Source organism: Parasphingorhabdus cellanae, from assembly GCF_017498565.1.
In the GTDB taxonomy this organism is placed as follows: domain Bacteria; phylum Pseudomonadota; class Alphaproteobacteria; order Sphingomonadales; family Sphingomonadaceae; genus Parasphingorhabdus; species Parasphingorhabdus cellanae.
The window spans coordinates 3,711,477-3,726,007 of sequence record NZ_CP071794.1 but is presented as its reverse complement, the minus strand read 5'-3'; the positions used below and the strand labels follow the sequence as shown (position 1 = coordinate 3,726,007).

At 53.4% G+C, this 14,531-nt stretch carries 12 protein-coding genes and 1 pseudogene; 8 read left to right on the top strand and 5 right to left on the bottom strand.

Annotation, left to right across the window (positions count from 1 at the left end; translation table 11 throughout):
• Nucleotides 1-42: 42 nt before the first annotated feature.
• From J4G78_RS17845 to J4G78_RS17835, 3 genes are read right to left on the bottom strand one after another with little or no spacing between them, the layout of a single operon-like run.
• A complete protein-coding gene (locus J4G78_RS17845; RefSeq protein WP_207987832.1) occupies nucleotides 43-438 on the bottom strand; it encodes a YdbL family probable chaperone protein in 396 nt (131 codons plus the stop codon).
• On the bottom strand, nucleotides 438-692 hold the full coding sequence (locus J4G78_RS17840; protein ID WP_375140344.1) for a YnbE family lipoprotein: 255 nt from the start codon (nucleotides 690-692) through the stop codon (nucleotides 438-440). The genes J4G78_RS17845 and J4G78_RS17840 overlap by 1 nt, the downstream gene beginning before the upstream one ends.
• Nucleotides 682-3,867: an intermembrane phospholipid transport protein YdbH family protein gene (locus J4G78_RS17835; protein WP_207987831.1), complete on the bottom strand. Its 3,186-nt coding sequence runs from the start codon at nucleotides 3,865-3,867 to the stop codon at nucleotides 682-684. The genes J4G78_RS17840 and J4G78_RS17835 overlap by 11 nt, the downstream gene beginning before the upstream one ends.
• 158 nt (nucleotides 3,868-4,025) lie before the next feature.
• Here J4G78_RS17835 and radC point away from each other — a divergent pair, with 158 nt between their 5' ends.
• Nucleotides 4,026-4,730: a RadC family protein gene (gene radC / locus J4G78_RS17830; protein WP_207987830.1), complete on the top strand. Its 705-nt coding sequence runs from the start codon at nucleotides 4,026-4,028 to the stop codon at nucleotides 4,728-4,730.
• Between the two features lie 8 nt (nucleotides 4,731-4,738).
• Here the strand turns inward: radC and J4G78_RS17825 are convergent, their stop codons facing one another.
• Nucleotides 4,739-6,901 carry an FAD-dependent oxidoreductase gene (locus tag J4G78_RS17825; RefSeq protein ID WP_207987829.1) on the bottom strand — a complete coding sequence of 721 codons (2,163 nt, stop codon included), beginning with the start codon at nucleotides 6,899-6,901 and terminating at the stop codon, nucleotides 4,739-4,741.
• A 64-nt stretch (nucleotides 6,902-6,965) separates the two neighbouring features.
• Nucleotides 6,966-8,066 (bottom strand): 6-phosphofructokinase, encoded by a 1,101-nt coding sequence (locus J4G78_RS17820; RefSeq protein WP_207987828.1) that lies wholly within the window; start codon nucleotides 8,064-8,066, stop codon nucleotides 6,966-6,968.
• 135 nt (nucleotides 8,067-8,201) lie between these two features.
• Here J4G78_RS17820 and purB point away from each other — a divergent pair, with 135 nt between their 5' ends.
• The 7 genes and pseudogenes from purB (at nucleotide 8,202) to accD (ending at nucleotide 14,518) form a co-directional block, all read left to right on the top strand.
• Nucleotides 8,202-9,503: an adenylosuccinate lyase gene (purB, locus tag J4G78_RS17815; RefSeq protein ID WP_207987827.1), complete on the top strand. Its 1,302-nt coding sequence runs from the start codon at nucleotides 8,202-8,204 to the stop codon at nucleotides 9,501-9,503.
• 90 nt (nucleotides 9,504-9,593) lie between these two features.
• Entirely contained in the window at nucleotides 9,594-10,016 is a 423-nt protein-coding gene (locus J4G78_RS17810; RefSeq protein WP_207987826.1) for a hypothetical protein, read from the top strand.
• Complete coding sequence (pyrF, locus tag J4G78_RS17805; protein WP_207987825.1) at nucleotides 10,013-10,687, top strand: orotidine-5'-phosphate decarboxylase; 675 nt, start codon at nucleotides 10,013-10,015, stop codon at nucleotides 10,685-10,687. Before J4G78_RS17810 ends, pyrF begins: the two co-directional genes overlap by 4 nt.
• A gap of 8 nt (nucleotides 10,688-10,695) precedes the next feature.
• The gene (locus tag J4G78_RS17800) at nucleotides 10,696-11,346 is read left to right on the top strand and encodes a phosphoribosylanthranilate isomerase (protein WP_207987824.1); all 651 of its coding nucleotides are present in this window, start codon (nucleotides 10,696-10,698) and stop codon (nucleotides 11,344-11,346) included.
• 77 nt (nucleotides 11,347-11,423) lie between these two features.
• A pseudogene (gene trpB, locus J4G78_RS17795) lies at nucleotides 11,424-12,655 on the top strand (tryptophan synthase subunit beta).
• Between the two features lie 199 nt (nucleotides 12,656-12,854).
• Nucleotides 12,855-13,643 (top strand): tryptophan synthase subunit alpha, encoded by a 789-nt coding sequence (gene trpA / locus J4G78_RS17790; protein ID WP_207987823.1) that lies wholly within the window; start codon nucleotides 12,855-12,857, stop codon nucleotides 13,641-13,643.
• Between the two features lie 20 nt (nucleotides 13,644-13,663).
• Nucleotides 13,664-14,518, top strand: a complete 855-nt coding sequence (accD, locus tag J4G78_RS17785; protein WP_207987822.1) for an acetyl-CoA carboxylase, carboxyltransferase subunit beta — start codon at nucleotides 13,664-13,666, stop codon at nucleotides 14,516-14,518.
• The last annotated feature ends 13 nt before the right edge of the window (nucleotides 14,519-14,531 follow it).

The window sequence follows — 14,531 nt, the reverse complement described above, 5'->3', positions numbered from 1 at the left end:
TTGCTGGCGCGCTTGATGTAAAAATATTGTGTTCAATTGAACTTAAGGGCAACGCGAATCCCGCGTGGGAGCTGCCGATGTTCTGGTCTGCCAGCTGCCGTCCGGAGCCTGGTATTTCTCGCCAGCATCCGTGCGCATGATTAAATTGCACCCAGAAGTAAATGCAAATTGCTCCACTGTGGAATTTGTTTCCTGCGCCTTCCGGGTGTAAGCCGCCTTACGCTTAATATTCAAATCCTCGACCATGGCTTTAACAGACGCTGATGGCGATGTCACATAACCCAGATATCCATCGGGCTTCTCACCAATCACGCCAGAAGAACGCGCTGCAGCATAGGCGGGATCGCGCTGTGCCATTACCGGCGTCGCAACTATTGCGGTCAAAGCCAATCCGCCAACAACGGCAACTGCTCTATTTTTCCGTATAAACTCAAACATCAGAAAATCTCCGCTTCACTGTTAATCAAATCTTTTGCGTCGCCATCCAGCCGATAGACGACTTCCTGTTTTATGTTGATATTCAAGTTGATCACGATGGGTTTGTCGGGCGCAGAAACCTGCACACATCCTGCCAGAACGGCACTTAGCCCCAAGGTGACACCCGATATCAGGCCAGATGTCTTCCTACTCTTCATAATTGAACGAATCGCATTTCCAGATGCATCCGTCAATTGACTTATCTTATGGTTCATTGTCGCTTTCCCGTGGCTGAACAGTTGATTCAGAATTGTTTTCCAATGCTTTGGCGGCCTCCGCAGCCCGCTCTTCCTGCGCCCTGAGCAAAGCCGGTAAATTTTGACCGACTAATATTTCTGGCTCGTAAAAAGCCTTTGCACTGCTCATTAGCTGCATGAAGGGTGCCTGGATCCGCACATTAAATTCCAGCGGAATTTTGGCCAGTTGCTTGGTAATGAAGTTCTTACTCGCATCATCTCCCTGTTGGAGCCCGGCAAACTTTACTTCGGTGATAATTTCGCCGTCAATTGCGCCATCCATGCCGATCGTCAATTGCTGGTATTTTAACGATTTCAGAGCGTTAAAGGCAAAATTTGCAAAAGTGCCCATATCTTCATAGGTCAACTCACCAATATAGGCGAGCGAACCACCGCCTTTTCGTGCGACCAAATAACCACCGGCGATCCGACCACCATCCTGATCGAAGATCATCGGCAATTTCCCGTCAAAAACGCCTGTGGCGGTCAGATTTTCAAAATCAAATTGAGTCAGAAACTGCGCTGCATCGACACCCACAACTGTAAATTCTAGCCTTCTCTCCGCATCCTCTCCAAGGTCAAGGATCGTGGGTTCCAGATACAGCATCCCGCCGGCGAACGGCCATTGGCCTCCCTCAACCTGCATTTTATAGTCCGGCAGCAAACGATAGAAAAGCTCGCCATTAAAAGCCGCTACACCAGGATTGACCTCGGCCATTCGAACCTGTTGGCCCGGTGCTGTCTCCAGACTGAGCAAGTCCGAAAACCTGATTTCCCCCGCAAGACCGGTGACTGGTCCAAATGCTGCTGCAAGATTAATAGAATCGGTGCGAAAAACGCCCGTACTCTGAACGCCGTCTTTTTGCGCGTCCCAGTTAATTCTTCCGGTACCGGTCACCGCGCCATTGACATTTGCGATGACACCAAGCGTCAATGGCGTGAGCATTTCGGGTTGAAGCTGATCATCAAAAGTCAGCCCTGAGACATCGATAATTGCCTCTCCTGTAGTGTTGTCAAGCCTATGGTTCATGCTGACAGTTGCGACTGCGCGCTGGGTCGTCGGCTCTCGCAAAAGACCATCTGCGGTAATTTCCCCGTCGGCAAATTTCAACTGTACATTGTTGCTGATCAATGGCCGATAGCGCTCTACTTGTTTGGCGTCGCGCACCCGAAGCTGTGCATCTGCCAAAAAGGCCCCGTCAACGAAACGCCAATCTCCATCTACATCGTCAAACAATAACGGAACATTCGCTATCTGCCCCTCACCACCCTTGATTTTGCCGGTAACGACGCGGCCAAATGCAGCACTTACCAAGGCCATATCGAACTTTGTCATGCTGTCCGGTGTACCCATGCGAACAGAGACATTTTCAGCGGTCATGCCTTTGCTCATTGAAAAACCGAGTGCACCGCTGGACAGGGCAAGCGGTGTGCCGCCAACTGCACCGTTAAGGTCAAATGACGGAGCATTGGCTGCGATATTCACTCCGCTACCACTATTTGAGACGATGCCTGCATTCCCGGCCGGACATAATCTTGTCCGCGTCGGACCAGCGACAAAAGCAGCTGTTCGCAAGCTGGCAAATTGCAGGTCGACACATTCACGATAAAGGGAAAATCCACCACGTCCGCCAATCACACCTTTGATTGGAATTTGCAGCCCGGTGACTTGCCCATCGGCGAACGGCCCCGACAGCATGATACGGCCATCGATATTAGTGCCGCCGCCACTGGAGGGCGAAAAATCAAGGTTAGGGATATTAAGCTTTGCTGTGCCCGCTTGATAAGCAGCCATTTGCAGGCTGCCGGAAAAACCGTTTACCAGACTGCCATCATTTAGGTCGATTTGTGCATCCGGAAAGCCGCCACCATTCAAAAGAAGGTCGCCTTCTGCCAGCATCTTCACATCATCGCCGATAAAGGTTAGTAAAATGGCGTCATCCAGCATCATCTCTCCACCGGACCGCGATGTTGCGTTTAATGCGTTGATCGCCAACTTGGTTCCATCTGCCTCCATCTCAAACTTCACATCACCAGTGAGATTGAGCGAGTTGCCAGCATTCCGGATCGCATTGGCAAGTTTTTTGGCAATTGGTCCTATTGGTGTTTCGTCAGTTGATGCTGCCCAACCAGCGGTTTGCTTCATCAGGCCATTAGATATTTTTGCAGACCGGATTTCAGGAGTGCCTTCAAACCGTGCTGTCATAGGATCATCGCCATAGCCGATTTGAAATGGTCCGCTGACTCGTCCAATTTCGGCGCGGCCATATGGTGATGTCACGTCATTTGTCGTGAGGTCGATATTCCCGCTGCTGCGATCCAGGTCACCGGTAAAGGAAATAGTCGATTTAACTGCTTTGGCACTGTAATCTGAAAAAACTGCAGGTCCGCTTGATATCCCCGCATCGCCAGTCCAGCTCGTAAAATCCTGTCCCAACTCCAAAGCCAGCTGAACACCGACATCTTGTGCAGAAACATCCAATTCCGGACATTGGACGGTTGGCAACCGCAATGGACCATCCAAGCGGGGCTTGCGCTCGCTAATCGCGATTTCACCAAAGTAGCTGAGCTTCGAAATTGCGCAGCCGCCCAATTCGAGCTCTTCGCTCAAAGCAGCAAGTTCGCCTTCAAAGCCATTATGCAAATTGCCGGCTCCGTTCAGCGCCAGCCCAATCGGACCGTAGTCGCTGTCGATCCGCAGTTGGGCCTTTTCAAGCGTCAGCGAAATATCGGGTAGCGCCAAAGGGCTATCATCCTCTGGGTCAGAAAACTTATCGAGCGCCCCAAAGGATAGCTTGCCATCGCGCAAGCGACCAAAGGCCTTGACCCCAGTGGCTCTCACCCAGTTTATGCCAGCGCCGTCAGTGCCCAGGCTGTTGCCGATTTCAACCAGATCAGCGGTCAGGTCAGGCTTGTCGGGATCGCCAATCACCAGATTGCGAATGGTCTGTTTGCGAAAACCGATATCTTCAATTTCGTAACTGGCTTCCACGCCCCGTTTATCCAACTCGCCACGAACAAAATTGTCAGCAATGGTAATCCGACTGAACCACAGCACAATGAAACCAACAAGCAATAGAAAGAGGATCAGATAGACGAATAGCCTTGGCCGCAATCGGCTGCCCAAAGGGCCTGGTTCAATTTCTTCCTCCATCCCAGCTGAAATGCAGAAGTCTAGCTTAAGTTGCAATGTACAAGTGGAGCAACTGTACAGTTTTTATGATATTTATTCACGATTGGACATATTCGGCCAATTAATACTAAAAATCGGCTTTCTTATCCCATTTGCGCGCAAACTGGCTATGTTTCGTTATGGCCAAATTGGATGATGCAGAAATTTCCAAAATCCATCATGGAAAAGGCCATCGCGCGAGGCTGCGCGGACGGCTACTCAATGGCGGCGGCGATACGCTGCTCGATCATGAATTGGTTGAATATCTGCTGGCCATTGCCATCCCACGCCGCGATACCAAGCCGCTGGCAAAGGAACTGATCGAAACATTTGGTGGTCTATCGGCTTTGTTAACTGCCGACGGACAATCGATTCAGAAAGTCCCAGGCATGGGCGAGACCAGCGCTGCGGCCATCAAGATTGTTCAAGCGGCTGCATTGCGGCTTATTTCTGAACCCATCCGCGAGCAGCCAATCCTGACCAGCTGGCAGGCTCTGCTGGACTATCTCCGTGCCGATATGGCGCATCTGGTCCATGAACGGGTCCGGGTGCTGCATCTCAACAGCAAAAACCGTTTGATTCGCGACGAGTTGGTCAGCGAAGGGTCGATCGATCAGGCTGCTATATATACGCGAGAAGTGATCAAGCGCGCGCTGGAGCTGGGGTCAGCGGCAATTATATTGGTCCATAATCATCCCAGTGGAGACAGCGCGCCCAGCCGCCAGGATATCGCGATTACCAAAGATATATGCGATGCCGGACGTAAATTGGGTATCGCGGTGCATGATCATATCATCATCGGCAAGGACGGACACACGTCCTTCCGGTCAAAAGGCTTGATTTAAACACATCTCTAAGCGCCGCTATCCTTGCCTGTGATCAGCCGGATACCGAGCTGCAGTGTGAAATAGGACCATATCCAGTTCACCAATACCGCTATCCGGTTCCGCATGCCAGAAAGGAAGCCAACGTGCACCGCGCCCCAAAGCCACCAGGCGAGCGCCCCGTGTAATTTCATAAAGCCAAAATCGGCGACCGCGCTTTTCCGACCGATGGTCGCGAGGCTGCCTTGATGCTTATATTTGAAAGGAGCCATTTGTTTGTCGTCGAGAAGCTGGTTTTGAATGTAGCTGGCAACATATGCGCCGGCTTGCTTGGCTGCAGGTGCCAGTCCCGGAACCGGATTGCCATCCCAAGCGTTGCTGCCCGCTGTATCACCTATTGCAAAGACATTTTCGTGCCCCGCAACCCGCATATAGTCGTCTACTGCGACCCGCCCTGCCCGATCGGTATCGGCTTCCAGCCATTTTCCTGCCGGAGATGCAATCACCCCTGCAGCCCAAAGTACGGTCTCGGTCGCGATCTCCATATCGTCGCCAATTTTCACCCGATCAGCTGAAATATCTGTCACGCGTGATTTCAAGCGAATATCCACGCCCAAATTGCTGAGCGAGGCCGCAGCATGAGCCGACAACTCTTCGGGAAAGGCTGGCAATATCCGATCACCCGATTGCACGAGAATGATCTGCGCCTGCGCGGGATCAATCCGGCTAAATTCGTCTTTCAGACCATGATGCGCGAGTTCGGCAATGGCACCAGCCAGCTCAACACCGGTCGGCCCCGCACCGACAATCACAAAAGTCAGCAGACGTTTAACCCGTTCCGAATCATTGGATGATTCTGCCCGCTCAAACGCGCGCAGCACATGACCTCGGACCGAAACGCCATCCTCGATAGTCTTCAAGCCAGGCGCAAAAGGCGCCCATTCATCTTTGCCGAAATAGCTGTGCGATGCACCTGTAGCCAGCACCAGATGATCGTAGTCCAGGCCATTCTGGCCATAGGTCAGTGTTTTCTTGGCGCTATCAATACTGCTTACTTCGCCCAGCAATACGCGGACGTTACCATCGTTGCGGAACAACCCCCGTATAGGAGTGGCCACATCCGCTGGCGACAGCGCAGCCGTTGCAATTTGATAGAGCAGCGGCTGAAACAAATGATAGTTATGTCGGTCAATTAGAGTGATACGCACTGGCAGGTTCTTGAGTTTACCAACGCAGGCCAGACCGCCAAAGCCAGCGCCCACAACAACAATATGCGGCCAGTTCTCGGGCACATCCTCATATTTCCGGTCGAACAATATATTGGATTCCAGCCAGCCGGAAATCATCCGGTCGACCGACAAATAGCCCGCACCAAATATGGCGATCAATCCAAAGAGCAACATCGGATAAAATGTGAGATCAGGATGCAGCCCCATGACAGCCAATGTGCTGAGCGAGAGTATAAGCATTAGACCCGTTACAGGAACAACGAGTCCGATGATGAGTAACACCGCCAAACAGACAGCCAATGCGGGATTAATATCGGCAAAGCTTTTGACCGGCAGAAAAACGTCCGGACCTGCCAAACCGATGATGCCAACCACGGCAAGCAATGTTACTGCTAACCATATCCGAATGGCGAGCAACCATACAGGTGCTACCTTATCGGTCAAAAACCGGAACAAGCCCATGACTGGCCGCGCAAATGGCAAAGCGCTGTCGCCCAATCCGCCGGCAACGGCGCGATCAAAGGAAAAGCCTCCTGCTCCGCGCAAAACATACCATCCCGATATGGCAATCAACCAAAGATTCAGATCGGTCGGAATATATTCAATCTGACTAATTGCCAACAGGGTCAAGATCGCCAAGGCTGCGCCACGCGTAAACAGGCCCGCTAACAGCAATATCGGCGCTATAATTTCTATGGTTACGCCAACCACAGCAGCCGTTTCAGGAGCCATCCATGACACCGGATATTCAAAGCGTGCGAGATTGAGAGCTGTATCCCAATCAGACAATTTTACGACGCCCGAGCGGAATATAGCCTGCGCGACAAATAGTCGAACCAGTAGATCAAAAAGCGGGCTGATCAACGATATGATTGAGCGATAGGTCTTTACCCATATTCGGAGTGTAACTCGCAAAAATGGTGACAGGCGTTCTTCTTGCAAAACAGCTTGGTCGATAGTCATTTCGTGATCCCCTCATCACCCTATTCGTCGCGACGGCTTAATAGTTACAGCCGTCCCCATGCGCTCAATATAGAAACATCGGCATGTCCTCTATCTGCACAAGATTGGCGCGATATTGACGCGCATCATATAAACCAGAAACATTCACGCCTTTGGTGCCTTCCAGCAGCGTTCCAATAGGCACAACGCCATAATTGCCGTCGGTCAGGCAAACCATGTTGGACGTCCGGCCCTCCTCTATTAGCTGCACCGCCAAAGCGCCAAATGCAAAGCCGACCATCCGATCCATCGCATCGGGTTCGCCAGCGCGCATCAGATAGGCCAATTCCTGCACGATGGTGCGTTCGGGCGACCGCGCCTCGATTTCTCTCGCCAATTGAGTACCGATATTCACGCCGATACGATTGGTGTTGGATTTGCTGATCTCGGCGTCATCAACTTCGTTGCCTGCCAACTTGGCGCCTTCTGACACCAGGCAAATGGCGTAACTTTCCGGATTATTTGCTTTGTCTGCAAGCAATAGCGGCAATAGCTGATCAATATCCACCGGTACTTCTGCAATAACGGTACGATCAGCCTGAGACAGAAAACCGGATAACAAAGCGGTCTCTCCGGACCGGCGCCCGAACAGCTCGATAACGGCTATCCGTTCATGGCTCGCTACCGTGGTTCGGAGCGCATTAATCGCTTCCACTGACCGTGTGACAGCAGTGGAAAAGCCGATACAATAATCGGTACCAAAAACATCGTTATCCATCGTCTTCGGGATGGAAATCACATTGCGCCCCAAACTGGCGAGATGGGCTGAAAACCGCAATGTACCATCACCGCCCATTGTGATGAGAGCATCCACTTTCAGTGCATCCAATATGTCGAGAACCTTTTGTGTCTGATCTCCGTCGGGGGTTACCCGCGGGTCACACCGAGAGCTGTGCAATATGGTTCCACCTTGCCGGTCAATCCCGCGCACCGCATCCTTGTCGAGCACCATCGCGGAATTTTCCAGCGACCAGGGATCCGTCGGATCGGTCTCCAGCACCCCTTCCCAGCCCCGGCGCAGGCCAATAACATCCCAGCCGCGCTGCCAAGCCGACATCGCAATTGACCGGATGCAAGGGTTGAGGCCCGGAACGTCGCCGCCGCCGGTTAATACTGCCAGACGCATATTATTCTCCCTGTTGTGCCATTCCCTCAGCGCCACACATTGCCGACTCATTATGTAGCTGCTAGCGGGGCGGCAATTCTCAGATCATCTAAAGTCTGGATTAAACCAGCTTTTTCAGTTTCAAGGAAAGAAAAAATGATACCGCGCTATTCCCGCCCCGAAATGGTTGCCATTTGGGAGCCTGAATCCAAGTTCCAAATCTGGTTTGAAATAGAAGCGCATGCCACTGATGCGCTCGCTGAATTAGGCGTGGTTCCCAAGGAAGCAGCAGCAGCGATCTGGGCCAAAGGGAAATTTGACGTTGCGCGGATTGACGAGATTGAACGCGAAGTGAAGCATGATGTCATCGCCTTTCTGACGAATGTTGCCGAAAATGTCGGTGAAGAGGCGCGTTTCATGCATCAAGGCATGACGTCGAGCGACGTACTCGACACGTGCGTTGCGGTGCAGCTGACCCGCGCCACCGATATTTTGCTGGCCGATATGGACAAGCTGCTCGCGGCGATCAAAACCCGTGCTTATGAGCATAAATTGACCCCGACCATCGGCCGCAGCCACGGTATTCATGGCGAGCCCGTCACCTTCGGAATGAAACTGGCGCAGGCTTATGCCGAATTTGAACGAAATCGCGATCGACTGGTCCTCGCGCGCAAGGAAGTCGCAACCTGTGCCATATCCGGCGCGGTCGGCACGTTTGCCAATATCGATCCCAAGGTCGAAGCGCATGTGGCGGAAAAAATGGGTCTCGAAATTGAGCCTGTCTCAACACAAGTCATTCCCCGCGACCGCCATGCACAATATTTTGCCACGCTGGCGGTTGTAGCTTCCTCCGTAGAGCGACTTGCGGTTGAAATTCGCCATTTGCAACGCACCGAAGTGCTGGAAGCCGAGGAATATTTTTCGCCGGGTCAAAAAGGCTCCAGCGCAATGCCGCACAAGCGCAACCCGATTCTGACCGAAAATCTGACCGGTCTTGCTCGCATGGTGCGCAGCTATGCTCTGCCCGCGATGGAAAATGTCGCCTTGTGGCATGAGCGCGATATCTCGCACAGTTCGGTCGAGCGCATGATCGGCCCTGATGCCACGATCACCTTGGACTTTGCCCTCGCCCGTCTAACCGGAGTCATTGAAAAACTGCTCATCTATCCAGAGCGTATGCAGAAAAATCTCGATCGGATGGGCGGCCTTGTGCACTCTCAGCGGGTTCTGCTGGCGCTGACTCAAGCGGGTATCAGCCGCGAAGACAGTTACCGGATTGTTCAACGCAACGCTATGAAGGTTTGGGAATCGGATGGCGAAATCGCACTGCTCGATCTGCTCAAAGCCGATCCTGATGTCACCGGGAAGTTGTCAGATGCCGAGCTGGAAGAACGGTTTAATCTGGATTATCACTTCAAGCATATCGATACGATTTTTGCCCGCGTTTTTGGTGAATAAGTCTTTAGCTTAACCCTAAATAGTAACAACTCTGGTCACTGATCGAATTTACGCGTAATATGTAAAAAAATGCGCAAATGAGGGTTTCGTATGCAGTTTATTAAAACGCTTTTCTGGGTCATATTGGCGGTCATATTGGTTGTATTTGCAGTCAATAACTGGTCGCCCACATCCGTGTTGATCTGGGAAGACGTCCGCGTTGATACCAAATTACCGGTACTTGTAATTGGCGCCTTTTTGCTGGGTTTTGTGCCTTTATGGCTGATCCACCGTACATCGAAGTGGCGTTTGAACAGGCGGATCAAGACATTGGAAGCGGCAGCGCGGCCAGCACCGACACCGGCTACGCCGACGACACGTCCAGCAACATCTGCTCCGGCGGCCCCGGCATCACCGAAGCCGCCCGCATCGGCGCCACTCGATCTCGGCAAAGACCAGATTGCTGAACCGGCACCAGCGGTTTCGCCGATCACAGCTTCCGCCGCTAAAGATGACAAGGCAGCAGGCACATGACCAACCCCATATTTGTTGCGCTCGACACACCGATACTGGACAATGCGATTGAGCTAGCCCAATCCGTAAAAGGTCATATTGGCGGCCTGAAACTTGGCCTGGAATTTTTCTGCGCCAATGGTCATCATGGCGTACATGAAATCCAGAAAATCGGCCTACCGATTTTTCTGGACCTCAAGCTTCATGATATTCCCAATACCGTCGCGAAAGCCATGCAGGCCATCAATGTCCTGGAGCCGGCCATTGTCACGATCCACGCGTCAGGCGGGCGGGCGATGATGGAGGATGCGAAAGCCGCAGCGGGTAGCCATACCAAGGTTGTTGGCGTCACACTGCTCACCTCGCTGGACGAGCGCGACATGGGGGCGGTCGGCTATAGCGGGAGTCCCCATGATCAGGTGGAGCGACTGGCTAATCTGGCTGGCGAAGCGGGGTTGGATGGTATTGTCTGTTCCGGCAATGAAGTTGGTGCAGCGCATAAAATTTGGAAAAATGGCTATTTTGTTGTCCCCGGGCTGCGCCCTGCTAACGGCAAGGCCGGCGACCAGAAACGGACGGTAACGCCGCGTGCAGCGCGTGATGATGGCGCCAGCGTGTTGGTAATCGGTCGTCCGATTACTGCAGCAGAGAACCCCAATGCGGCGGCGCGGTCAATTGAGGCCACGCTCTAAGCCAGCCGATGAAGACTGAAATCAAAATATGTGGCTTGTCCAACGAAGCCAGCATCGCAGCTGCTGCTAAGGCAGGAGCCGACTATATCGGCCTTGTGCATTTCGAGAAAAGCCCGCGCCATGTATCACTGGAACGTGCTGCGGAATTGCGGGAAGCCACGCTGGGGGCGATGAAAACGGTGCTCTTGCTGGTCAATGCAGACCCAAAGCTCACCGGGCAAGCGGTGCATATCGTTCGCCCTGACGTTATCCAATTTCATGGCAGAGAGACACCTGAGTGGATCAAACTGGTACGCGATCAGAGCAATGTTGAGGTCTGGAAAGCCCTCGGTTTGCGAGACCAAGCGACATTGGCAAAGAGCAGCCGCTTTGAGGGCGCTGCCGACCGGCTGTTATTCGATGCTCCGGCCAAAGCCCTGCCCGGCGGCACAGGAACAAGTTTTGATTGGACTGTGCTGGAAGGCCATAAGCATAAGGTGCCATGGGGCCTTGCTGGCGGTTTAGATTCCGACAACATAGCGCAAGCCATCGAAGCCACAAACCCGCCGCTGGTCGATGTTTCCTCAGGCGTAGAATCCGCGCCGGGCGTCAAAGATGTGGACAGAATCGCTGCCTTTTGCCAAGCGGTTCAGGACTTTGATAACCGCCGTTCGTCCTGAGCCTGTCGAAGGATGATTGGCAAAACGCCACCGATAAATATGTTTCGACAGGCTCAGCATAAGCGGAAATTTGAAAAATGAACGACCAACCTAACAGCTTCCGCAACCAACCCGACGATCGCGGCCATTTCGGCCAATTTGGTGGGCGTTATGTGGCCGAGACGCTGATGCCGCTGATTCTCGACCTGGAAAAGCATTATCGCGCGGCACAGGCCGACCCGGCTTTTGCGGAAGAATTTGATGACCTGCTGGAGCATTATGTCGGTCGTCCCAGCCCGCTCTATTTTGCCGAGCGCCTGACCGAGCACGTCCGGAAAGACGCGCCAGAAGGCAAAGGCGCGCAAATCTGGTTCAAGCGCGATGAGCTCAACCATACCGGCGCGCACAAGATTAACAATTGCATCGGCCAGATATTGCTCGCCAAACGCATGGGCAAGACGCGGATCATCGCGGAAACCGGCGCGGGTCAGCACGGTGTGGCAACGGCGACTGTCTGCGCCCGCTTTGGCCTGCCCTGCGTGATCTATATGGGCGCGACCGATATTGAGCGGCAGAAGCCGAATATTTTCCGGATGCGGTTGCTAGGCGCAGAGGTCGTGCCAGTGACCAGTGGCTCGGCGACGCTGAAGGACGCCATGAACGACGCTTTGCGCGACTGGGTCGCCAATGTGCATGATACTTTCTACATCATCGGAACGGCCGCTGGCCCCCATCCCTATCCTGAACTGGTTCGCGATTTTCAAAGTGTCATTGGCCGCGAAGCGCGCGAACAGATGCTGGCGCGTACAGGTCGCCTGCCCGACATGCTGGTTGCAGCCATTGGCGGGGATCTAACGCTATTGGCCTGTTCCATCCATTTCTGGATGATCCCGATGTCGAAATGCTCGGCATTGAGGCGGCGGGCCATGGCCTGGAAAAAGAACATGCTGCATCGCTGGCGGGCGGGAAACCCGGCATTTTGCACGGCAACAAAACATATTTGCTGCAGGACGAAGACGGGCAGATTGACGAAGCCCATTCGATCAGCGCCGGTCTCGACTATCCCGGCATTGGTCCGGAACATAGCTGGCTGAAAGAATCCGGCCGAGTGCGTTATGACAGCGTGACCGATACCGAAGCGCTGGAAGCGTTTCAACTGCTCTGTGGCACGGAGGGCATCATTCCGGCGCTGGAGCCGAGCCATGCGATTGCCGCCGTGGCACGGGAAGCGGTCAAGATGGACAAGGATCAGATAATCTTGGCCAACCTCTGTGGGCGCGGGGACAAGGATATTTTCACGGTCGCTGAGGCTTTGGGGACGGAGATATGACTGAGCGAACGAAGGCATTTCTCCTTTATTTGTCTGTTGCGCTTCCACTTGGTGTCGTTTTCATTTGGCTGTTGAAACAGGTTCCTCAACTCGGAAACAACGAGTATTTTACGACTTTGCCAGCTGTCTTAGTTGCGATCACAATCGCTCACTGGGTTAGAAAAAGGGTCTTTGGAGAACATGGCCTCGGAGAAGGCAAATGACCCGCCTGGCCTCTGCCTTCCCAACGGACCGCGCAGCCCTTGTCGCATTCGTAACCGGCGGTGATCCGACCGCTACCGATACTGGCGCTGTCCTTGACGCCCTAGTCGATGGCGGTGCCGATATTATCGAACTCGGCATGCCGTTCACCGATCCCATGGCCGATGGTCCCGCCATTCAGGCAGCAAATATCCGTAGCCTCAGCGCAGGTACAAAAACCGCGGACATATTGAATATCGCCACAGCCTTTCGGGAACGCCATCCTACGGTGCCGCTTGTTTTGATGGGCTATGCCAATCCGATGACGATCCGCGGGGCCGACTGGTTCGCCGATGCTTGCGTCAACGCAGGCGTTGATGGCGTTATCTGTGTCGATATTCCCGTGGAGGAAGATGACAGCTTGGGCGATAGTCTGCGCGCAAAGGATGTCGCTGTAATCCGTCTCGCCACACCAACGACCGATGCCGAACGCTTGCCAGAAATCCTCAACAACGCTTCGGGCTTTCTCTATTATGTTTCTGTCGCCGGGATTACCGGGCTGCAACAGGCGGCACAGGCCAGCATCGAGGAAGCGGTCTCTCGCCTGAAAGCGGGCACAGACCTGCCCGTCGCCGTGGGCTTCGGGGTTCGCACGCCGGAGCAAGCCGCTGATATCGCGCGCGTTGCCGACGGCGTTGTCGTTGGCTCCGCGATTGTCGAGATCATCGCCGAACATGGCGCCGACGCTGCTCCACATGTCAAAGACTATGTAAAATCACTTTCTGATGCTATCAGAAGCGCACGCTAAAAAATCTGGGGAATTGACGCATGTCTTGGCTTAGCAATGTCCGTAACAAGATCGCTTCGATCACCAAGAAAGAATCGCCGGATAATCTCTGGCACAAATGCAAAAAATGCGAAGCCATGGTCTTCCTCAAGGAGTTTGAGGAGAATATGCAAGTCTGCCCGAAATGCGAGCATCATGACCGCATCGGGCCGATGATCCGCTTTGAGCAGATTATGGACGAGAATAGCTGGAAGATTATTCCCTTCACATTAGTCAAAGAAGATCCTCTGCGCTTCAAAGACCAGAAAAAATATACCGATCGCCTGAAAGCCGCACGCGCCAAGACCGAGGAACAGGATGCACTGATTACGGCCACTGGCACTATCGACAATATTCCCTGTGTGGTCGGTGTTCAGGACTTTGCTTTCATGGGTGGTTCGATGGGTCTCGCCGTAGGTCAGGCTTTTGTTGACGGCGCAAACCGTGCGTTAGAAGAGCAATGCCCCTATATTATTTTCACAGCGGCAGGCGGCGCACGGATGCAGGAAGGCATTTTGTCGCTGATGCAGATGCCCAAGACCACCGTGGCCATATCGATGCTGCGCGAAGCGGGTCTGCCGTTTATCGTTGTGCTGACCGATCCGACCACCGGCGGCGTTACGGCAAGCTATGCAATGCTTGGCGATGTCCAGATATCAGAGCCCGGCGCTCTGATCGGTTTTGCTGGCCAGCGTGTGATTGAAAACACCATCCGGGAAAAACTGCCTGAAGGGTTCCAGACCGCAGAATATCTGCTGGAACATGGCATGATCGACATGGTTGTCCACCGCAAGGAGTTGCGCAACCAATTGGCGCAAGTCATGTCTTACCTTATGGCCTGGAAGACAGCGGCTTAAACCAGCCGTATTC